20 protein-coding genes are annotated in these 20,944 nt (G+C 64.8%); 19 read left to right on the top strand and 1 reads right to left on the bottom strand.

Annotated features, from left to right (window positions below):
* The first annotated feature begins 60 nt into the window (after positions 1 to 60).
* The 14 genes from FFS35_RS00320 (at position 61) to FFS35_RS00255 (ending at position 13,082) form a co-directional block, all read left to right on the top strand.
* Positions 61 to 966: a HEPN domain-containing protein gene (locus FFS35_RS00320; RefSeq protein WP_137785126.1), complete on the top strand. Its 906-nt coding sequence runs from the start codon at positions 61 to 63 to the stop codon at positions 964 to 966.
* A gap of 161 nt (positions 967 to 1,127) precedes the next feature.
* Positions 1,128 to 3,152: a conjugal transfer protein TraG gene (locus tag FFS35_RS00315; RefSeq protein WP_137785125.1), complete on the top strand. Its 2,025-nt coding sequence runs from the start codon at positions 1,128 to 1,130 to the stop codon at positions 3,150 to 3,152.
* A 7-nt stretch (positions 3,153 to 3,159) separates the two neighbouring features.
* Positions 3,160 to 3,564, top strand: coding sequence for a CopG family transcriptional regulator (locus FFS35_RS00310; RefSeq protein WP_137785124.1), 405 nt, complete (start codon positions 3,160 to 3,162; stop codon positions 3,562 to 3,564).
* Positions 3,564 to 4,562 carry a P-type conjugative transfer ATPase TrbB gene (gene trbB / locus FFS35_RS00305; RefSeq protein WP_137785123.1) on the top strand — a complete coding sequence of 333 codons (999 nt, stop codon included), beginning with the start codon at positions 3,564 to 3,566 and terminating at the stop codon, positions 4,560 to 4,562. The genes FFS35_RS00310 and trbB overlap by 1 nt, the downstream gene beginning before the upstream one ends.
* Position 4,563: 1 nt before the next feature.
* Positions 4,564 to 4,899, top strand: coding sequence for a TrbC/VirB2 family protein (locus FFS35_RS00300; RefSeq protein ID WP_137785122.1), 336 nt, complete (start codon positions 4,564 to 4,566; stop codon positions 4,897 to 4,899).
* Positions 4,896 to 5,156: a VirB3 family type IV secretion system protein gene (locus tag FFS35_RS00295; protein WP_033964516.1), complete on the top strand. Its 261-nt coding sequence runs from the start codon at positions 4,896 to 4,898 to the stop codon at positions 5,154 to 5,156. Before FFS35_RS00300 ends, FFS35_RS00295 begins: the two co-directional genes overlap by 4 nt.
* Positions 5,150 to 7,588 (top strand): conjugal transfer protein TrbE, encoded by a 2,439-nt coding sequence (trbE, locus tag FFS35_RS00290; protein ID WP_137785121.1) that lies wholly within the window; start codon positions 5,150 to 5,152, stop codon positions 7,586 to 7,588. The genes FFS35_RS00295 and trbE overlap by 7 nt, the downstream gene beginning before the upstream one ends.
* Positions 7,589 to 7,594: 6 nt before the next feature.
* On the top strand, positions 7,595 to 8,341 hold the full coding sequence (gene trbJ / locus FFS35_RS00285) for a P-type conjugative transfer protein TrbJ (protein ID WP_137785120.1): 747 nt from the start codon (positions 7,595 to 7,597) through the stop codon (positions 8,339 to 8,341).
* 108 nt (positions 8,342 to 8,449) lie between these two features.
* Positions 8,450 to 9,754: a P-type conjugative transfer protein TrbL gene (gene trbL, locus FFS35_RS00280; protein WP_137785119.1), complete on the top strand. Its 1,305-nt coding sequence runs from the start codon at positions 8,450 to 8,452 to the stop codon at positions 9,752 to 9,754.
* Positions 9,755 to 9,773: 19 nt separating this feature from the next.
* Positions 9,774 to 10,574, top strand: a complete 801-nt coding sequence (gene trbF, locus FFS35_RS00275; RefSeq protein WP_137785118.1) for a conjugal transfer protein TrbF — start codon at positions 9,774 to 9,776, stop codon at positions 10,572 to 10,574.
* Positions 10,571 to 11,413, top strand: coding sequence for a P-type conjugative transfer protein TrbG (trbG, locus tag FFS35_RS00270; protein ID WP_137785117.1), 843 nt, complete (start codon positions 10,571 to 10,573; stop codon positions 11,411 to 11,413). Before trbF ends, trbG begins: the two co-directional genes overlap by 4 nt.
* Positions 11,410 to 12,630, top strand: coding sequence for a TrbI/VirB10 family protein (locus FFS35_RS00265; protein ID WP_137785116.1), 1,221 nt, complete (start codon positions 11,410 to 11,412; stop codon positions 12,628 to 12,630). The genes trbG and FFS35_RS00265 overlap by 4 nt, the downstream gene beginning before the upstream one ends.
* 9 nt (positions 12,631 to 12,639) lie before the next feature.
* Complete coding sequence (locus FFS35_RS00260) at positions 12,640 to 12,870, top strand: DUF2274 domain-containing protein (RefSeq protein WP_137785115.1); 231 nt, start codon at positions 12,640 to 12,642, stop codon at positions 12,868 to 12,870.
* A complete protein-coding gene (locus tag FFS35_RS00255) occupies positions 12,867 to 13,082 on the top strand; it encodes an AlpA family phage regulatory protein (protein WP_137785114.1) in 216 nt (71 codons plus the stop codon). Before FFS35_RS00260 ends, FFS35_RS00255 begins: the two co-directional genes overlap by 4 nt.
* Positions 13,083 to 13,088: 6 nt before the next feature.
* Here FFS35_RS00255 and FFS35_RS00250 read toward each other — a convergent pair whose 3' ends face one another.
* Entirely contained in the window at positions 13,089 to 14,699 is a 1,611-nt protein-coding gene (locus FFS35_RS00250; protein WP_249341359.1) for a site-specific integrase, read from the bottom strand.
* A 743-nt stretch (positions 14,700 to 15,442) separates the two neighbouring features.
* On the opposite strand from FFS35_RS00250, the gene FFS35_RS00245 reads away from it, so the two are divergent.
* The 5 genes from FFS35_RS00245 (at position 15,443) to paoC (ending at position 20,893) form a co-directional block, all read left to right on the top strand.
* Positions 15,443 to 16,252, top strand: a complete 810-nt coding sequence (locus tag FFS35_RS00245) for a hypothetical protein (RefSeq protein WP_249341357.1) — start codon at positions 15,443 to 15,445, stop codon at positions 16,250 to 16,252.
* A 69-nt stretch (positions 16,253 to 16,321) separates the two neighbouring features.
* A complete protein-coding gene (locus FFS35_RS00240) occupies positions 16,322 to 16,984 on the top strand; it encodes a hypothetical protein (RefSeq protein WP_137785112.1) in 663 nt (220 codons plus the stop codon).
* 116 nt (positions 16,985 to 17,100) lie between these two features.
* A complete protein-coding gene (paoA, locus tag FFS35_RS00235; RefSeq protein ID WP_137785535.1) occupies positions 17,101 to 17,733 on the top strand; it encodes an aldehyde dehydrogenase iron-sulfur subunit PaoA in 633 nt (210 codons plus the stop codon).
* Complete coding sequence (locus FFS35_RS00230; protein ID WP_137785111.1) at positions 17,730 to 18,689, top strand: xanthine dehydrogenase family protein subunit M; 960 nt, start codon at positions 17,730 to 17,732, stop codon at positions 18,687 to 18,689. Before paoA ends, FFS35_RS00230 begins: the two co-directional genes overlap by 4 nt.
* Positions 18,686 to 20,893: an aldehyde oxidoreductase molybdenum-binding subunit PaoC gene (paoC, locus tag FFS35_RS00225; RefSeq protein WP_137785110.1), complete on the top strand. Its 2,208-nt coding sequence runs from the start codon at positions 18,686 to 18,688 to the stop codon at positions 20,891 to 20,893. Before FFS35_RS00230 ends, paoC begins: the two co-directional genes overlap by 4 nt.
* The last annotated feature ends 51 nt before the right edge of the window (positions 20,894 to 20,944 follow it).

Raw genomic sequence — 20,944 nt, 5'->3', positions numbered from 1 at the left:
CGTGTCCATGCACGCGGTCAAGGCTTGCCAAGCGCCTGGTCTCTCGCGAGAATCGTCGCCGTGCGCTCTGATGTTGATCATCTGCCCTCGGTCCAGCAAGGCGAACTGGATCGGGTGAAGCAATTGCTGATGGGCGAGTTTGCCGAGGCGACGGCGCGCGCGACCCAGCCCTGGAAGAAAAACGGGAGCATCCTCAAAGTCGTCCTGTTCGGCAGCTATGCGCGGGACGATTGGGTTGATGAACCCGAAAATGGCTACCAGTCCGACTATGATCTGCTGGTCATCGTCAGCCATCCCGATCTCACTGATATCGCCGATTACTGGTACGTTGCCGAAGACAAGATCCTGCGCGACACCGCAATCGCGCGACCCGTGAATATCATCGTCCACACGCTGGAGGAGGTGAACCAAGCGCTAAGCCGGGGCGAATATTTCTGGGTTGATATCGCCCGCGACGGGATCGTTCTCTACGAATTGCCCGGGAGCGCACTTGCCACCCCGCAGCCACTGACGGCCGCCGATGCTTATGAGATGGCCTCCACCTACTTCCAAGACTGGCTCGCCAAGATCGACAGCGGGATCAAACTGGCAGCATTCGCACTTCAGGAGGGCGAATTGAAAGATGCGGCTTTCCTGCTCCATCAAGCGACCGAGCGGGCCTATATTTGCTTCCTGCTTGTTCGCACCCTGTATTTTCCGCGCTCGCACAACATCAAATTCCTGCGCTCGCTCGCTGAGGATAGCGAACCCCGCCTGATCGAGGCATGGCCGCGTGCGACCCGGGTCGACCGCCGCCGCTTTGAACTTCTGAAGCGCGCCTATGTCGAGGCGCGTTATTCGGCGAGCTATGAGATCGGCAATGACGACCTCTGCGCCCTCTCACAGTCGGTCCGCGACCTTCGCGACATCGTCGAGACCGTTTCGCGCGAACGCATCGAAACGCTCCGAACAGACGCAGGCCTCTAACCGCCGGACGACGCCTGCCGGATAGCTTCCGGTTCCACCTTTCGGCCAAAGCAGGCCGACGCGAGCCCATCAGCGCCCATCAGCGCCGTTCCGTTTTTCGAGCCTGTCACCGAGTCTGAGACCGCCCCAGCCGATCCTGTTCGGCGGGCGGGAGCTTCGACGTGACACCCACCAAATTGCTCATCGGCCAGATCCTTGTCGTCTTCGCGATCGTCATCGCGGGGGTGTGGGCGGCGACACAGTGGGCGGCGGCGATGCTGGCCTATCAACCCGAACTGGGGTTGCCGTGGTTCCGGCTCGGTCGCGTGCCGGTCTATCATCCCTGGGCGTTATTCGGCTGGTGGTATCACTATGATGCCTACGCCCCGATCGTCTTCGACAAGGCGGGCATGCTCGCCGGCGCCAGCGGCTTCGTCGGCTGTGCGGCGGCAATCTTCGGATCGCTGTGGCGCGCGCGCCAGTCGAGCAACGTCACCACCTATGGTTCGGCTCGCTGGGCAAGCCCCCGCGAGGTCGAGCGCGCCGGGCTGCATCGCGACGCTGGCGTCATGCTCGGCACGCTCGCTGGCCGTTATCTGCGCCATGACGGCCCCGAGCACATCATGGCGTTCGCGCCAACGCGATCGGGCAAGGGCGTCGGCCTCGTCGTCCCTACCTTGCTGTCCTGGACCGGCTCAACCGTCGTCCATGATATCAAGGGTGAGAACTGGACGCTGACCGCGGGCTGGCGCGCGCGGTTCTCGCACTGCCTGCTGTTCAACCCGACTGACGCCGCCTCGGCGCATTATAATCCGCTGCTCGAGGTCCGGCGCGGTATCGACGAAGTGCGCGACGTCCAGAACATCGCCGATATCCTGGTCGATCCCGAAGGCGCGCTCGAACGCCGCAACCATTGGGAAAAGACCAGCCACTCGCTGCTGGTCGGCGCGATCCTCCACATCCTCTATGCCGAGGAGGATAAGACGCTCGCGCGCGTCGCGACCTTCCTCTCCGATCCGCAGCGCAGTTTCGTCGCCACGCTCCGCCGGATGATGACCACCAATCATCTCGGCGACGACAAGAACCCGAGGGTCCATCCCGTCGTCGCCTCCGCCGCGCGCGAACTGCTCAACAAGAGCGAGAACGAGCGTTCGGGCGTGCTGTCGACGGCCATGTCCTTCCTCGGCCTGTATCGCGATCCGACCGTCGCGGAGGTCACCTCGCGCTGCGACTGGCGAATTGCCGACCTGATCGAGGCCGAGCGCCCCTTGTCGCTCTACCTCGTCATCCCGCCATCGGACATCAGCCGCACCAAGCCGCTGATCCGCCTCGTGCTCAACCAGATCGGCCGTCGGCTCACCGAGCGACTCGACCAGCCCGGCACATCCTCGCGCCGGCACCAACTTCTGATGATGCTCGACGAGTTTCCGGCACTGGGCCGCCTCGATTTCTTCGAGACCAGCCTCGCCTTCATGGCCGGCTACGGCATCCGCGCCTTCCTGATCGCGCAGAGCCTCAACCAGATCGAGAAGGCGTATGGTGACCACAACGCCATCCTCGACAACTGCCATGTCCGCGTCGCCTTCGCGACCAATGACGAGCGGACCGCCAAGCGCATTTCCGATGCGCTCGGCACCGCGACCGAGCAGCGCGCCATGCGCAACTATGCCGGTCACCGGCTCGCGCCCTGGCTCGCGCACGTCATGGTCAGCCGCCAGGAGACCGCCCGCCAGCTCCTGACGCCTGGTGAGGTGATGCAGCTTTCGCCCGACGAGGAACTCGTGCTCGTATCGGGGCTCGCGCCGATCCGGGCGCGCAAGCTGCGCTACTTCCGCGATCGCAACTTTGCCGCGCGCGTGGCACCCGCGCCGGTGTTGGCATCGGGCCAATATGTCGACCGCCCGAAGTCGCGCGGCGACGACTGGTCCAACCAGGTGCGCAGCACCGATGACCGACTGCACCAGGCGGAGGACGCCGCCGGCGGCGAGGACGATGGCGGGATGCAGCAGCAGCGCCATCCCGGCCTTCCCGAGCAGGTTTCCAAGGCGACCGACGCCGCCGAAACGCGCGATCCCCAGATCGTGCCCGACGACGACGATGTCGCCGCCGACAAGCGCGCCATGGACCAGGCGCAAGGGCAAAACGCCGTCGTCCGGGGGCATGCCATCAACGAGGGCGCGAAGCGCGACCTCATACCGGATTTCTGAGGTCGCGATGAAGATCCGCCAGAACCTCTATATCGACCGCGAACTCAGCGATGCGCTGGAAGCGCTCGCTGCCGGTCCGCGCGGCAACAAGAGCCACCTCGTCAACGATGCGCTGAAAGACTGGCTGGCGCGCCGGGGGACCAAGGAAATCGACGACCTCCTCAAGGTTCGCCTCGACCGCCTGACACGCGAACTCGCCGGCGCGCGGCGCGACATCGACGTGCTGCTGGAAAGCCTGTCGCTGTTCGTCCGCTACCAGTTGATGGTGACGGCGCCGCTGCCCGAAGCCGATGCCGCAGCCCGCGCCATCGGTCGGGATCGTTTCGAGGCGTTCGTCTCGCAGGTCGGCCGCCACATCGCCGGCGGCACCCGCACGCTGGCGCCTATCGACCCCGCTGGAGGCGCATCGTGATGTCCGCCCAGACGACAAGCGTCTCCGCGGAACGCCGCCGCGCCATGCTGCGCACCGCGATGGGGCCGGCGATTGCCGCCGCGCTCGCCGACCCGCGGGTGATCGAGATCATGGTCAATCCCGACGGCGCACTTCGCGTCGATATCCTCGGCGAGGGCCGTGTCGATACCGACGTGAAGCTCGATGCGCCCCAGGTCGAGCGGATCATCCGGCTGGTCGCGTCCCATGTCCGAACCGAGGTGCACGGCGACAAGCCCATCGTGTCTGCCGAACTGCCACCGCTCGGCACCGGCGCGGGCGAGCGGTTCGAGGGAATCCTCCCGCCCGTTTCGACGGCTCCGTGCTTTTCGATCCGCAAGCCCGCAGCCCGGATCTACACGCTGATGGACTATGTGACCGACGGCATCATGTCGGCGGAGGCCGCGCGCCTGCTGTCGCTCGCCGTCGTCGATCGCCGCAACATCCTCGTCGCCGGCGGGACCAGTTCGGGCAAGACCACGCTCGCGAACGCGCTGCTCGCCGAGATGGCGCATCTCGACGAACGGGTGATCCTGATCGAGGATACCCGCGAGCTGCAATCGCCGGCGCGCGACACGGTGGCGCTCAGGACCCGGCCCGGCGCCGTCACCATGGGCGATCTCGTGCGCTCGACGCTGCGGCTTCGGCCCGATCGAATCATCGTCGGCGAGGTGCGCGGCGGCGAGGCACTCGACATGCTCAAGGCCTGGAACACCGGCCATCCCGGCGGGATCGCTACCGTCCACGCCAACAGCGCCGCGTCCGCGCTCTACCGGATCGAGCAGCTCATCCAGGAGGCCGTGGTCACCGTGCCGCGCCGCCTGGTCGCCGAGGCAATCGACATGATCGTCTTCATCGCCGGGCGCGGCACCGCGCGGCGCATCGAGACGATCGTCCGCGTCGCCGGGCTCGACCCGCAGGGCGACTACGTCGTCGTGGATCTCACCCCAACCCTGACCCCTGACCATGAAGGAGACTGACATGACCACCGTTCGTATTCCCAACCGCGACCGCTTCTTCGTCACCGGGCTGATGCTCGGCCTGTCGATCACCATGACCAGCCGCGCTTATGCCAGCGGCGCGGGCATGCCCTGGGAACAGCCGCTCCAGCAGGTGCTGGAATCGGTCCAGGGACCGGTCGCCAAGATCGTCGCGGTGCTGATCATCATTTCCACCGGGCTCGCGCTCGCGTTCGGCGAGACCGCCGGCGGCTTCCGCAAGCTCATCCAGATCATCTTCGGCCTGTCGATCGCGTTCGCCGCCTCGAGCTTCTTCCTGTCCTTCTTCAGCTTCGGCGGCGGGGCGCTCGTCGCGTGAGCCACATCGAGGGATTCGAGGCGCCGATCCACGCCAGCCTGGGGCAAGCCATCCTGCTGGGTGGTGCGCCGCGCGGTATCGCGATCGTCAACGGCACGATCGCGGCCGCGGTCGGTCTGGGTCTCCAGCAGTGGCTGGTCGGTATCGCGATCTGGGCGATCGGCCACAGCATCGCCGTCTTCGCGGCCCGCCGCGACCCGGACTTCGTGCCCGTGCTGCTCCGCCATCTGCGCCAGAAGGGATATCTGGCATGTTGAACCTTGCCGAATATCGCTCGCGCGCGGACCGGCTCGCCGACCATCTGCCCTGGGCAGCTTTGGTCGCGCCCGGCGTCGTCCTCAATAAGGACGGCAGCTTCCAGCGTAGCTTCGCCTTTCGCGGTCCCGATCTCGAAAGCGCGACCGAGGCGGAACTGGTGTCGGCCTGCGCGCGGGCTAACAATGTCCTCAAACGTCTCGGCTCGGGCTGGGCCTTGTTCTTCGAGGCCGAACGGCGCGAGGCACTCGGTTATCCCGATGGCGCCTTTCCCGACGCGGCGTCCTGGATGGTCGAGCAGGAACGGCGTGCCGGGTTCGAAGCCGAGGGGCAGCATTTCGAAAGCCTGTTCCACGGCACGCTGGTTTGGTTGCCACCCGCCGACAGCAGCGACGCGGCGGGACGGACACTGGTCGAGCGGCCGGATGACGCCAAGGGCCGGGACTGGCGCGCCAGCCTCGCCGGCTTCATCGCCGAGAGTGATCGCGTGCTCGATCTCCTGTCGGGATTCATGCCCGAGGTGCGCCCCTTAAGCGACGCCGAGACGCTGACCTATCTCCACGGCACCGTTTCAAGCCGCCGTCATCCGGTCGCGGTGCCGGAGACACCGATCTATCTCGACGCGCTGCTCGCCGATACACCGCTGGTCGGCGGGCTGGAGCCCATGCTCGGAGCGAACCATCTTCGCACGCTGACGGTGCTGGGATTCCCGAACCTCAGCCGACCGGGCATCCTCGATGCGCTCAACCATCAGGATTTCGGCTACCGCTGGGTCACGCGCTTCATCGCGCTCGACAAGACCGACGCGGCCAAGGCGCTGACGAAGATCAGGCGGCAATGGTTCAACAAGCGTAAGTCGATCACCGCGTTGCTGCGCGAGGTGATGTACAATCAGCCGGTCCAGCTTCTCGACACCGACGCCGACAACAAGGTGGTCGATGCCGATCTCGCGCTGCAGGCGCTCGGCGGCGATCATGTGGCTTTCGGCTATCTGACGACGACGATCACCGTCGCCGATACCGATCGTGCCCGCGCCGAGGACAAGGTCCGCGCCGTCGAGCGGATCGTCAATGGCCTCGGGTTCACAGCCAAGCGCGAGGGCGTCAACGCGGTCGAGGCGTGGCTGTCATCGCTGCCCGGCCAGGCCTACGCGAATGTGCGCCAGCCGCTGGTCCATACCCTCAACCTTGCCCATCTCATGCCGCTGTCGTCGGTCTGGGCAGGACCAACGGAAAACCGGCATCTCGGCGGGCCGCCGCTGCTGTACGCCCAGACCAGCGGATCGACGCCATTCCGCCTCTCGACCCATGTCGGCGATGTCGGTCACATGCTCGTCGTCGGCCCGACCGGTGCGGGCAAGTCCGTTCTGCTGGCGCTGATCGCGCTGCAGTTCCGGCGCTACGGCGGTTCCCAGCTCTATATCTTCGACAAGGGCTATTCGGCGCGCGCGGCGGTGCTGGCGATGGGCGGCGCTCATCATGCGCTGGGGCTCGGCGCGGACAGCGGCGAAACCCTGGCGTTCCAGCCGCTGCGCCGGATCGACGATGCGAGCGAGCGGAGTTGGGCAGCGGAATGGATCGCGGCGCTGCTGGCGCACGAGAAAGTCATCGTCACCCCCGAAGTGAAGGATGCCGTCTGGTCGGCATTGGCCAGTCTCGCATCTGCACCCCCGGAGGAGCGCACGCTGACCGGGCTCGCCATGCTGCTCCAGTCCAATGCGCTGCGCGTCGCGCTCACCGCCTACACGCTCGACGGCCCCTATGGCCGGCTCCTCGACGCCGCCGAGCAGCATCTCGCCCTCGCCGACGTCCAGTGCTTCGAGACCGAGTCGCTGATGGGACAGGCCGGCGTCGTCGCCCCGGTACTGACCTATCTCTTCCACCGCCTCGAGGAGCGGTTTGACGGCCGGCCAACGCTGCTGGTGCTCGACGAGGCCTGGATCTTCCTCGATCACCCGCTCTTCGCTGCGCGCATCCGTGAATGGCTGAAGACGCTGCGCAAGAAGAATGTCGCGGTGCTGTTCGCAACGCAGAGTCTGGCGGACATCGCAGACAGCAGCATTGCGCCGGCCATCATCGAAAGCTGCCCGCAGCGCATATTGCTTCCCAACGACCGGGCGATCGAACCGCAGTCACGCGCCGCTTATGAGCGGTTCGGCCTCAACGAGCGGCAGATCGAGCTGGTCAGCCGTGCCACCCCCAAGCGGCATTATTATCTGCAATCCGCACGCGGCAATCGCCTGTTTGAGTTGGGCCTTGGCCCGATCGCGCTGGCGCTGTGCGGCGCCTCCGATCCCGCGACCCAGGCGCGGATCGACGCTCTGCTGGCCGAGCACGGCCCCGAGAATTTCGCGGCCCGCTTCCTTGAAGGAAGCGGCCTCGACTGGGCCGCCAATCTCCTCGCCGATTTTCCCGTCCCCCAAGCCAAGGAGTAAAGTGTGATGCGTTTCCCAACCCGCAAATATCTGATCGCGACCGCGCTCGGCGCCGGCGCCATCGGCTCGCTCGCAGTCGCGTTGATCGTGCCGAGTGCGCCCGCCCATGCGCAGTTCACCGTGTTCGATCCCAGCAACTACAGCCAGAACCTGCTCACCGCCGCGCGAACCCTCCAGCAGATCAACAACCAGATCCGCTCGCTTCAGAACCAGGCCCAGAGCCTGGTCAACCAGGCGAAGAATCTCACGACGATCGGCTTTCCCGAGATCCAGGCGATCACGAGCACGCTCCAGCAGATCGACCAGTTGATGGGTCAGGCGCAGGGCATCCAGTTCCGTGTCGACGGTCTCGACCAGCAATTCCGCCAGCTCTTTCCCCAGAGCTTCAATCAGGCGCTGACCATGAACGGCCAGGTTGTTGCCGCTCGGACCCGGCTCGACACCGAGATGGCGGCCTACAAACAGACGATGGGTGTACAGGCGCAGGTCGTCGAGAATGTCCAGGCTGACGCGCAGACCCTCAATGGCATCGTTTCGCGAAGCCAGGGCGCCGAGGGCGCGCTGCAAGCGCAACAGGCGACCAACCAGTTGCTCGCGCTGACCGCCAAGCAGCAGTTTCAGATCCAGAACCTGATGGCGGCCCAATACCGCGCCGAAGCCACGGAAGCGGCCCGCCGTGCCCAGGCCGAGGCCGAAGGACGCGCCGCCACGACGAAGTTCCTCGGTACCGGCACCGCCTACACGCCCCAGTAGTCGGACGCCGGACAGGCGGCGGCGGTTTCGCCTCCCGCCGCCGTCGCCGCGGGGGGCGTGATGCTCCCCTTGCGCTCCCCGCGGCACCCCTCTTGATGGAAAAGTCATGTGAACGACCTCAGCGTCATCGACCGGTTCATGCAGGCCTTCATCCGCTACATCGACAGCGGGTTTGGGCTGCTGGGCGGCGACGTCCACTTCCTGACCGTCACGCTGATCGGCATCGACATCACGCTGGCCGGTCTGTTCTGGGCGATGGGCGGCGAAGACAATGTCATCGGTCGCTTCATCAAGAAGATCCTCTACATCGGCGCGTTTGCGTTCATCCTGAACAGCTTCTCGACCCTTGCCGACATCATCTTCAAGTCATTCGCACAGGCCGGCCTCACCGCCGGGGGCGGGACCCTATCGGCGGACGATCTGCTCAGGCCCGGCCGCGTCGCCTCGACCGGATTCTCGGCCGCCTGGCCGCTGCTCCAGCAGGCATCGAGCATGATGGGGTTCGTCAGCTTCTTCGAGAATTTCCTGACGATCGCGGTGCTGCTGTTCGCCTGGGTGATCGTCATCCTCGCCTTCTTCATCCTCGCCGTGCAGATGTTCGTGACGATCATCGAGTTCAAATTGACCTCGCTGGCCGGCTTCATCCTCGTGCCCTTCGCGCTCTGGAATCGCACCAGCTTCCTCGCCGAACGCGTGCTCGGCAACGTCGTCTCGTCGGGTATCAAGGTCATGGTGCTCGCCGTGATCGTCGGCATCGGCTCCAATTTCTTCGCCGAGTTCACGACCTCGATGCAGGGGCAGGAACCCGATCTCGGCGCCGCGATGAGCCTGACGCTCGGCGCGCTCTCGCTGTTCGGCCTCGGTATCTTCGGTCCCGGCATCGCCTCGGGCCTCGTGGCTGGCGCGCCGCAATTGGGCGCAGGCGCCGCGCTCGGTACAGCCGTCGGCGCGGCGGGCGTTACCATGCTTGCAGGCGGCGCAACGATCGGCGCGGCTCGTGCGGTCGGCGGTGCTGCGCTCGGTGCGATCCGGGCCGGCACGACCATGGGTTCGGCGGCTTCGGCTTCCTACCAGCTCGGCCAGACTGCGGCCGGATCGTCGAGCGTGGGCGCCGGGATTGGCGGCATGGCGCAGGCGGCCGGCAACGCAGTCCGCCAGAAAGCATCGGCGGCGCTGGGATTGTCAGAAGCCGCCGAGCGCGGCCGCGACGCCGCCTGGTCCGCTCTCAATGGCGGCACCGGTTCTAAAGGATCAGCTCCCGATGCCGGCAGCGATGGTGCGCCGTCCTGGGCACGCTCGCTGCGCGCGCAGCAGACCTCTCGCCACCACCGTCAAGTCGCGTTGCACACTCTCCAGCAGGGCGATCGCGGCGGCGCATCCGCCACCCCCGACATCAAGGAAAGGGAAGATTGAGCCATGATCTTCAAGCCCCATGTTCTTTAAGCGCGCCGTCCAGCGCTACGCGCAGACGCCCGAGCCCGAGACGCCCTATCAACGCGCCGGCCAGGCCTGGGATGACCGCATCGGGTCGGCCCGTGTCCAGGCCCGCAACTGGCGCCTGATGGCGTTCGGCACGCTGTCGCTGTCGACCGCCATGTCGGGCGCGCTCATCTGGCAATCGCTGCAGAGCCGTGTCACGCCCTATGTCGTCGAGGTCGATCGCCTGGGCGAGGCCCGGGCGGTGACCGAAGCCGAAGCGGGCTATCACCCCACCGACCCCCAGATCGCCTGGCATCTGGCGAAGTTCATCGAGAATGTCCGCGGGGTCTCGCTCGATCCTGTGCTGATGCGCCGCGACTGGCTGTCCGCCTATGACTTTACCACCACGCGGGGAAGCCAGTTCCTCGGCGACTATGCCCGTGCTGCTGACCCCTTCGCCAAAATCGGCGAGCGCACCGTGTCGGTCCAGGTGACCAGCGTCGTCCGGGCATCGGACCGCTCATTCCAGGTCAAATGGACCGAGACGGCCTATGAGCGTGGGAGCGCGGCTGGCTCCTCCCACTGGACCGGCATCCTGACGATCCTAACGAAGCCACCGGCATCCGCCGACACACTCCGCAAGAACCCGCTCGGCATCTACATCGACGCGATCGACTGGAGCCGCGAACTCGAGCCCGCGGCGTCGACTGCTCCCGCGCGCACCACTCAGCCGCCCAGCAACGTGCCGCTCGGCTCGCCGCTCGACCCGAACCTTGCCGCTCAACCGACCGTCAATACGGAGACCCAGCCATGACTAGAACTCTCGCAGCCGCCGCGCTGCTGGCGCCTTGCCTGATCCTTGCTGCCCAACCCGCGGAGGCGACCACACACAAAACCACGCCGGTCGCCGCGGCCAACCGCGCGGCGACGATCGAGCCGGTCGCGCAAGGCTTCATCAACGCCGTGCAGGTATATCCGTTCGCCGATGGCGCCATCTATCACGTCATCACCGCGCCCGAGCGGGTGACCGACATCGCGCTCCAGCCGGGCGAAACGCTGGTTGCCGTGGCAAGCGGCGACACGGTGCGCTGGGTGATCGGCGATACCACCAGCGGATCGGGCGCGGAGAAGCGAACCCATGTGCTGGTCAAGCCGTTCAGCGCCGGCCTGTCCACCAATCTCGTCATCACCACCGACCGGCGCAGCTATCATATCGCGCTGACCAGCATGGCGAAGACAGCGATGGCCGCGCTCTCCTGGACCTATCCCCAGGATGCGCTGATCGCATTGAAGAGCGCCGCAGCGGCGACCGAGGCGGCGGCTCCGGTGGCGGCCGGGATCGAGGTCGAGCAGCTTCACTTCAATTATGCCATCTCCGGTGATCGACCGGCCTGGCGACCATTTCGTGCTTTCGACGACGGGCGCCAGACCTTCATCGAGTTCCCGGCAACGCTCGCCGTCGTCGAGGCGCCGCCGATTTTCCTGGTGGACGGGAAAGGCGAGGCCCAGCTCGTCAACTATCGCGTGAAGGGGCGATTCTATGTCGTCGATCGCATCTTCGACGTCGCCGAGCTTCGCCTCGGCACGAAGCACCAGCAGGTCGTCCGCATCAGTCGGGTAGCGGACGGCGCGCCCAAGCGGAGGGGATCATGACCGTCGAAGCGGCAGCGCCACCGGCGCCCGAGGCCCCCGCCGCACCGGGCAAGCTGGACCCGGAAACGCTCGCGCTTCGCGCCCAACCGGCGCGCGCGATCCGTTTCAAGCGGGGCGCCGTGGTGGCGATCGCAGCACTCGGCTCCGTCAGCCTGATCGCGACAGCCTGGGTCGCGCTGCGGCCATCCGCATTGCACCTCGCTGGACAAGCCGATGACCAGACGGTCGCGGCGAAGGCGCCGGCCGATACGCTGAGCGGACTGCCGGGGAGCTATGGCGACGTGCCCAAGCTGGGACCGCCATTGCCGGGCGATCTCGGCCGGCCGATCCTCGATCATCAGCGCGCGATGGGCGTCGCGCCGGCGAGCGGCGAAACCGGTCGCGCGGAACAGGCCGCCGCGACCGAACGCGATCGGCGCGCGGCGGAGCTGAAGGCGGCGCGCGAGTCGGGATTGCTGGTGCAATCCGGCAATCGCACCGATCCGAGCCGCGACGCCGCTGCGACGCCATCCTCGCCACCGGTCGCAGCCACCGATGCGTCGCGGATCGCTATCGATCCTGATCGCGATCCCAATGCCCAGCAGCGCAAGGCCGACTTCGTCGCGGCGCGCGACACCGGCGGCGACGTCAACGAGCATCGGTTGAGCCCGCCGGCGTCGCCGAACATGCTATCCGCCGGCAGTGTCCTCGCGGCGAGCCTGATCACCGGGCTTCGATCCGACCTCCCTGGCCTCGTCACCGCTCAAGTGACCGAACGCGTCTTCGACAGCGCAACGGGCAACATCCTTCTCATTCCGCAGGGCGCGCGGTTGATCGGCAGCTACGATAGCGTAGTCGCCTTCGGACAGAAGCGCGCGCTTGTGGTGTGGCAGCGGATCATCTTGCCGGACGGCAGCTCGATTCGGCTCGACAACGTGCCCGCGACGGACCCATCTGGCTATGCCGGGCTCGCCGACAAGGTCGATTTCCACACCTGGACCCTCCTCAAGGGCGTCGCGATCTCGACGCTGCTGGGCGTGGGCGCGAACGTGACCTTCTCCGGGGAGAGCGATCTCGTCCAGGCGATCCGGGAATCGACGCAGCAGAACGTGTCGCGCGCCGGCGACCAGATCACGTCCCGCAACCTTCAGATCCAACCGACCATCACGATCCGGCCCGGCGCGCCCGTCCGGCTAGTGGTGCATCGCGATCTCATTCTCGTGCCCTGGAAGGAATAGGAGCCCGATATGACAGACCTCAAGCTCGCACGACTGCCAGACAGGACGCCGATCAAGTTGACCATCAGTGTCGCGCCGGACCTTCAACGAGCCTTGGCGGACTACGCCGCGATCTATCAGCAAGCTTATGGCGAAGAGCAAACGATTGCTGATCTGGTCCCGCACATGCTGGCCGCCTTCCTTGCGAGTGACCGCGCCTTTGCAAAAGCGCGTGAAAGGCTAGCGGAGCGGCGCAAATGACGACCGACGCCGATGCAGCGCAGCCGGAGAGATTGCTCAGGCTGGCGGAAGTTCGCCACCGTGTAGGTCTGGGCAAGACCATGATCTACGCCATGATCGGCGATGGGCGCTTCCCGAAACCATACAAGATCACCGCCGCCGCCGCACGATGGAGCGAACGCGAGGTCGAAGCGTGGATCGAGGGCGTCGTTCGCGACTCTCGGGCAAACTGATCGCCGTCAGGCGGCCTCCAGCATGGCGACATCAGAGCTAGCACGCCCGGCATTACTGCGCTTCGCACGGGCATTTCGTTTCTGGACGGGCATCAGATAATCCTGCCATTCCTGCATAAGCGCGCGTCGCTTGAGGAACGCGTCGCCGCGCCGATAGGCCCGGGTCGTCTCATCACCGATCTGGTGGGCCAGCGCCTGCTCGACGAGCGACTCCGGATGATCGGTCATGTCCCCCATGTAATCGCGGAAACAGCTTCGCATGCCATGGACAGTGAATTGCCCAAGCTTCATCCTGCGCAGCACCATCGTCATCGCCATCTGCGACAATGGCCTCCCCGGCTTTTCACCTGGGAAGACATAAGTACCCGGTGCCTGGTTTGACGTTCGAGCCTGTGCCTTGATGAGTTCGACGGCGTGGCTGGGCAACGGCACGCGATGCTCTATCCCCATCTTCATCCGCTCGCCCGGCACCGTCCACACGGCCTGTTCGAGATCAACCTCCGACCACGTCATCTGCAGCGTTTCGTTGGTCCGGGTTGCGCACAATATCGTCAGTTCGAGCGCCCGCGCAGCCGTTGCGGGACGCCGCCGCAGTTTGCCGAAAAAATCAGGCAGATCATCAAACGGCATCGCCGCGTGATGCTTGACCTGGGATTTCTTGGGCGGGCGGGGCAGGAGATGTATCAGATTACCACGCCACCGCGCAGGGTTCTCCCAAGGGCTGACGATGTGCTTGGACGCCTTTGCCGCATCCAGGATGTTCTCGATCCGGCCTCGAAGGCGACCGGCCGTCTCGGGAACCTTGCGCCAGATGGGACGAAGGACGGCAACCACGTCATCCGACGTGATCGTGTCTACAGGCATGTTCAGAAGCGACTTGGCATGCGTCTTGATCGTGTTGCGCCACTGCTGCCGATGCTTGGGATTCTTCCAGCCGTCCTCGTGGGCATCGATGTACGTATCGGCGAACTGGCCGAAGGTCGGGACGCTGGGAATTTCGTCCGCGGCATCGTCAGTGGCTGCGGGAGCTTCCTGCTCAGCCTCTTTCGCACGACGCTCTTCGATTGGATCAAGACCCTGCGCCAATAAGGCACGAGCCTCGGCAGCGAGTTCGCGTGCCGTCGCTAGTGTTATATCGGAGGCGGCACCCAGCCCCATCTCTCGGCGGCGTTTGGATCGCTCCCAGGCGAACACCCATTTCCGGGAGCCGCCGTTGTCAATGCGCAGCCAAAGCCCGCCGCCGTCACCGTGCCAGCCTGACGCCTTGATCGTCTCCACGCGACGGGCGCTCAGCTTGTGCATTGCGCGAGACATTCGAATCCTCCTTCGCCCGTCGAAGCCGTCCTTCCGTCCGGGTTTGCGTCCGGGTTTGAGTCGCGGAATGGGGCGGAACGCAGCGAACTGGAGCGATCTGCCAAACTGCTTCGAGCGACTTAAAACCCTTGATTTTCCAAGGGATAGGTAGCAGAAAACGGTGGAATTTGAAAGCGATGCCAGGGGTGGGTTCGAATCCCTCCCGCTCCGCCAAAAACCATTGATTTTGTTTGATAAAATCCAAGATATATCCCCGGTTCCCACAATCGCTCCCCAATTGCGCTCTCGCTTGAAGCCGGACACCACGGGACAATTCCGCTCGAAAGGCGCTGCCGCACCTCCCTGCCGGAGTGGATGCCATGATGGTTGTTCAAGATGGGATCGCCTTCAGGCGGCGACGCCAAAGTTGTGAACAGGGGCACACACCGTACGCGACAAATCGCAGGCGCAAATCCAGCATTTCTGCGGCCTTCCACACGTGGCAGCCTTCTCCGTCAGATTGACTTGACGTCGTGGGTTTGACGTGAACCCTGTAAAATCAAGGCGCTCCATCAAGTCACATCAAGTTTGCGTCTGTGCCGGGCTTACCGATTGCGAGGATCACCGAGCGCGGGCGCATGACCATGCGGGCCGCGCGAGCGCCTCGAGGCTCGATGCCGGAGCGGACGATGCCGCCCATTCGCGGCGGGCCGCCAGCCGATCAATGGTCACTTTGAGCCGGCGTCGATCAGCTGCTGTGTTTGAAACCCGGACGTTGTCTCGTCGCCACCAGCTCGAGATACGCTATCGTCGACACCGCCATTCGCAGCTGCCCGGCGATAAAAAGGGCAAACCGCGCAGCGGCGTTCCCTCCGAACGTATACGCTGCGCCGGTCTCGTGGCCGGTTAACGTTTGCCTTCACCAAGCGGATGCATGGCGTTCAAGCCGCCGTTAGAATAAGCTGGCGGCGGAACCTTAGAAACGGGGGAGCGGCATCATGAGAAGCGTTCTATGTGCATGTGCAGCGACGTGCTGCATTGGCTGGGCTTCGATATCCTTGGCGCAAATGCCGGTCGGCCTCGGCGACCTTGTGGGCGCGCGCGGGTCGAGCGGCGAGAGCGAGCTGCAACGGCGTGGTTATGAAGATGTCGGTGGTCGGAAAGGCGACGATCGTTCCTATACCTATTGGTGGAACGAGCGGTCGAGGCAATGCGTGACGGTCGCAACCATGGATGGTCGCTTCGCCTCGATTACATCATCGCCCGCGCCCGATTGCGGCAAGCGACAAAGCGCTGGAGAAGATCGGCGTGACAAAGATCGGCGCTCCGGCTCGGCTTATCATCCCGACCTCGGCTATCAGCCAGCGCTACCGCGTACCGGAACGCCGAGCTACGCGACAGCGTCGGACACATACGCGCCCGAACGCGACGCATCCGGGCAGTATGATGGAAGATCACAGGGTCGCCTTGGGCTGGTCTGTTACGGCGGTGGCCAGAGGCCCCGGGCGGCAACCACCTACGGCTACACGTGGGACGATCGACGGGATCGCTACGTATATGGCAATCACACCGAACTGACCGCAGAGCAGTTCGACGCTTCGGTCATGGTACAGGTCTGGCCTGGAGGCGGACGCATCCGTTTGCCCAAGAAGCTCATCCCTCCGCTTAATACGCGGGGAAGCGATGGTTGGTGGGATCTTTATAATGTGTCCATCGGACCGGATATGATCTCAGGCCGCTACCGGCTCAACGGCCTGAACAAGCCGGAATTGACCATCAATCGGCGCTCGGGGCAAATCAGCATTGTCGGAATGGCCAGCTATGCGTTCCGGGGCGAATGCGACCTTGTCGGAGCGAACGACAGCCGACGCTTTTAAGCGCGCGCGGACGGAAAACGCCGTCCAGCCCATCCCCTTACTGCGAATCATTGGTGTGCCATGGACTTCATGAAATGGCTCAACTCGCTCGACGAGCTTCTGTACGAGGTGATGAGCTGGCTGATCTTCTATCCATTGACACTATGGCGCACGCTATCTCGTCCGCTGTCGACGATGAATTATGCCGATCAGCAACTCGCTCTCCCCGATGCGGAGCAATATGCGGATGCGATCAGCCCCCCGCTGTTTCTCGCATTGACGCTCGCGTTGTCGCACGGCTTTGCTGTGGCACTCGGCCAGACGGATGAGATCGAAGCCAGCCACCGTGGCTTGGCTGGTCTCGTATCGGACGACAGCACTGCCCTGGTGTTCAGGTTGATCGTCTTCGCCATCTTTCCGTTGGTCATGTCGGTGCGCCTGGTGCGCGGGCGCAAGCAGCCGTTGAACCGGTCAACCCTGCGTATGCCATTCTACGCGCAATGCTACCCCGCAAGCATATTCGCCCTGGGCCTCAGCATCGGAACCGCCATCGGGACGTCGCACTGGCAGACCTCTCGAACGGCGGGGGCCATAATTACGTCTGCCGCACTGCTCTATTATGTCATGGTCGAAACCAGATGGTTCCGGGCACAACGACCGACTGGACTCGGCTTGGCGCTCTTGTCGGCCATTCTCGGCCTGGTCGAAGGCTTCATATTGCTCGTCGCAATAGGGATCTTGTTCCGCGCCTAGCCATGCGTGCGGCGCCCCGAAAATCTGTGGGGCGTTCGACGCCTGACAAGACGACCATCTGATAGCATCGAAAAGCGTCGACGGGCGTTGTCGTGTCAAATCTGAAGGGTTCGGCAATGCGCGAAGGGCTGGATGTGACACGACGAAACGTATTGGCGAGCGGCGGCGCAGCGGCCGCGTTGGCGGTGGTGCCGGCGGCCGAGGCTGCGCCCGTCACGGCAAAGGCGGTGGCTCCGCCGCGTTTGCCGATCAGCCTGACAGTGAACGGGAAGCGCCACGATTTGACGCTCGATACGCGGACGACCCTGCTCGACGCGCTGCGCGAGCATCTGCATCTGACCGGGACCAAGAAGGGGTGCGACCACGGCCAGTGCGGCGCGTGCACCGTCATCGTCAATGGCGAGCGGATCAACTCCTGCCTTACGCTCGCCGCCATGCATCAGGGCGACAAGGTGACTACGATCGAGGGGCTGGGCACCGCCGACAAGCTGCACCCGATGCAGGCGGCTTTCGTGAAGCACGACGGTTACCAATGCGGCTATTGCACGCCGGGCCAGATCTGTTCTGCGGTCGCGGTGCTGGACGAGATCAGGGCCGGCATCCCAAGCCACGTGCAGGACGATCTGCTTCAAGAACCAGGCTTTACCGCGGTCGAGATGCGCGAGCGGATGAGCGGCAATATCTGCCGCTGCGGAGCCTATTCGAACATCGCCGAAGCCATGGCCGAGATCGTTGGGGACAAGGCATGAGGGCGTTCACCTATACCCGCGCAAAGGATCCGGTCGAAGCGGCACAGATCGTCGCGAGAGAGCCCGGCGCCAAATTCATCGCCGGCGGGACCAATCTGCTCGATCTGATGAAGCTGGAGATCGAGACGCCGTCGGTTCTGGTCGATGTGCAGGATCTCAAGCTCGACACGATCGATGCGACCGATGATGGCGGGTTACGGATCGGCGCGCTGGTCAGCAACACGCGGCTCGCCGCTGACAAGCGCGTGCGTCGCGACTACGCGGTCCTCACCCGCGCGATCGTCGCGGGCGCGTCTGGCCAGTTGCGCAACAAGGCGACGACGGCGGGCAATCTCCTCCAGCGAACGCGCTGCCCCTATTTCTATGATACCAACATGGCCTGCAACAAGCGCAAGCCTGGGTCGGGTTGCGCCGCGATCGGCGGCTATTCGCGCCAGCTCGGCGTGATCGGAACCTCGGACGCATGCATCGCCACCTATCCCGGCGACATGGCGGTGGCGTTACGGGTGCTCGACGCGGGCGTTGAAACGGTGCGTGGCGATGGGCGGCGACGGACCATTCCAATCGCAGACTTCCACCGTTTGTGGGGCGACCATCCCGAACGCGACACTGTGCTTGAGAACGGCGAGTTGATCACCGCGGTCACGCTGCCGAAGCCGCCCGGCGGCGTGCACCTGTATCGCAAGGTACGCGACCGGTCGTCCTATGCGTTCGCGCTCGTGTCGGTCGCGGCCGTCGTGGCCAAGGACGGCTCCGGTCGCTTCGCATTCGGCGGCGTCGCGCCGAAGCCGTGGCGCGTCGAGGCGGCGGAGCAAGAGGCGGCACGCGGCGCCAAGGCGGTAACGGCGCAGGTCTTCGCCGACGCGCGCCCGACCAAGGAGAATGCGTTCAAGCTGACGCTCGCCGAACGCGCGCTCGCCAGCGTCATTGATGAGGCCCGGGAGCAAACGGCATGAAATTCACCGAGCCTGCGGGCGCCAACCCGATCGACCAGCTCAAGCACGTCGGCCGTCCGATCCCGCGCATCGACGGAAAGTTCAAGACGACCGGAACCGCGCGCTACGCCTACGAGCGCCACGATCAGATCGCCGACCCAGCCTACGGCTATATCGTCGGTGCCGCGGTCGCCAAGGGCCGGATCAACGCGATCGATGCGGCAGCGGCTGAGGCGGCGCCGGGGGTTCTTGCGGTCGTGACATACAAGAATGCCGGCAAGCTTGGCAAAGGCGAGATGAACACCGCCAAGCTGCTTGGTGGGCCGGACATCGATCATTATCATCAGGCCGTAGCGGTGGTCGTCGCGGAAACGTTCGAACAGGCGCGTGCGGCAGCCGGGCTTTTGAAAATCGACTATGCTCGCGCGAAGGGCAAATACGATCTCGCTGCCGAACGGGCTAACGCGCCTGTTCCGAAGGACGACGGGCTTGGCGGGCCGGCGCGCACCACAGCGGGGGATTTCGAGGCTGCTTTCGCCAAGGCGCCAGTCACGCTCGACGCGACCTACACGACGCCCGACGAAAGCCACGCGATGATGGAGCCGTTCGCCTCGATGGCCGAGTGGCGTGGCGACAAACTTAAGTTGTGGACATCGAACCAGATGATCGGCTGGGGCGTCGGCGACGTCGCGAAGACGCTCAATCTGCCCAAGGATAAGGTCGAATTGTCGTCTCCCTTCATCGGCGGGGGATTCGGCGGCAAGCTGTTCGTCCGCGCCGACGCGATCATGGCGGCGCTCGGAGCAAAGGCATGCGGGCGGCCGGTGAAGATCGCGATGCAGCGGCCGTTGATGATAAACAACGCTACCCATCGAGCAGCGACAATCCAGCGCGTCCAGATCGGCTGCGAGAAGGACGGAACGATTACCGCGATCGCGCATCAGGGCTGGTCGGGCAACCTACCCGATGGCGGGCCGGAAACCTCGGTCAGCCAGTCGAAGCTGTTCTACGCCGGCGCGAACAGGCTGACCGAATTGCGCCTCGCCGAACTCGATCTGCCGGAGGGCAACTCCATGCGCGCACCGGGCGAGGCGCCGGGGCTGATGGTGCTCGAGATAGCGATGGACGAGATGGCGGAGAAGCTCGGGATCGACCCGATCGCGTTCCGCATCAAGAACGATACGCAGGTCGATCCGGAAAAGCCCGAACGGCCGTTTTCCCAGCGCCATCTTGTCGAATGCCTGAAGACCGGGGCTGATCGCTTCGGCTGGGCCAGGCGCAATGCCAAGCCTGCGCAGGTGCGCGATGGACGTTGGCTGGTCGGGATTGGCGTAGCGGCGGGTATTCGCAACAACCTCTTGCAGAAATCGGCCGCGCGCGTGCGGCTCGACAAGCGCGGCGTCATCACGGTTGAGACCGATATGACCGACATCGGCACCGGCAGCTACACGATCATCGCGCAGACGGCGGCGGAGATGATGGGGGTCGATCTCGATGGCGTCGTGGTTCGGCTGGGCGATTCCGCTAGCCCAACGTCGTGCGGATCGGGCGGGCAGTTCGGTGCGAACAATTCCACCTCGGGCGTTTATGCGGCGTGTGTCAAGCTGCGCGAGCAGGTCGCGCAAAAGCTCGGGTTCAATTCGGCCGACGCCAGCTTCGGCGACGGGAAGGTACACGCCGGCAATCGTTCGGCCAGGCTGAGCGACGCCGCACGCGATGGCGAGCTGGTCGCCGAGGACGCGATCGAATACGGCGACCTCGACAAGAAGTACCAGCAATCGACCTTCGCCGCGCATTTCTGCGAAGCAGGGGTCGATCGCTACACCGGCGAGATCCGCATCAGGCGCATGCTCGCGGTGTGCGACGCGGGGCGCATCCTCAACCCGATCTCTGCCCGCAGCCAGGTGATCGGCGCCATGACGATGGGCGTGGGCGCCGCGCTGATGGAGGAGCTAGCGGTCGACAAAAGATTCGGCTTCTTCGTCAATCACGACCTCGCGAGCTACGAGGTGCCGGTCCATGCCGACATCCCTCACCAGGAGGTGATTTTCCTGGACTACCCTGATGACAAATCGTCGCCGATGAAGGCGAAGGGCGTGGGAGAGCTCGGGCTGTGCGGCGTCGGGGCGGCGATCGCCAATGCAGTTTACAACGCGACTGGCGTGCGGATCAGGGATTATCCGCTAACACTCGACCGCCTCATCGATCGCTTGCCGTCAATGTGACAGCGTCAAGGAATGGCTGTCGCGGCAGCGAAGTGTCTTGTTCCCGCCGTT

The sequence above is a fragment of the Sphingomonas sp. 3P27F8 genome, from assembly GCF_005502745.1.
Classification (GTDB): Bacteria; Pseudomonadota; Alphaproteobacteria; order Sphingomonadales; family Sphingomonadaceae; genus Sphingomonas.
Note: the sequence above shows the minus strand (reverse complement) of the source record. Positions and strands in the feature narration are given on the sequence as shown.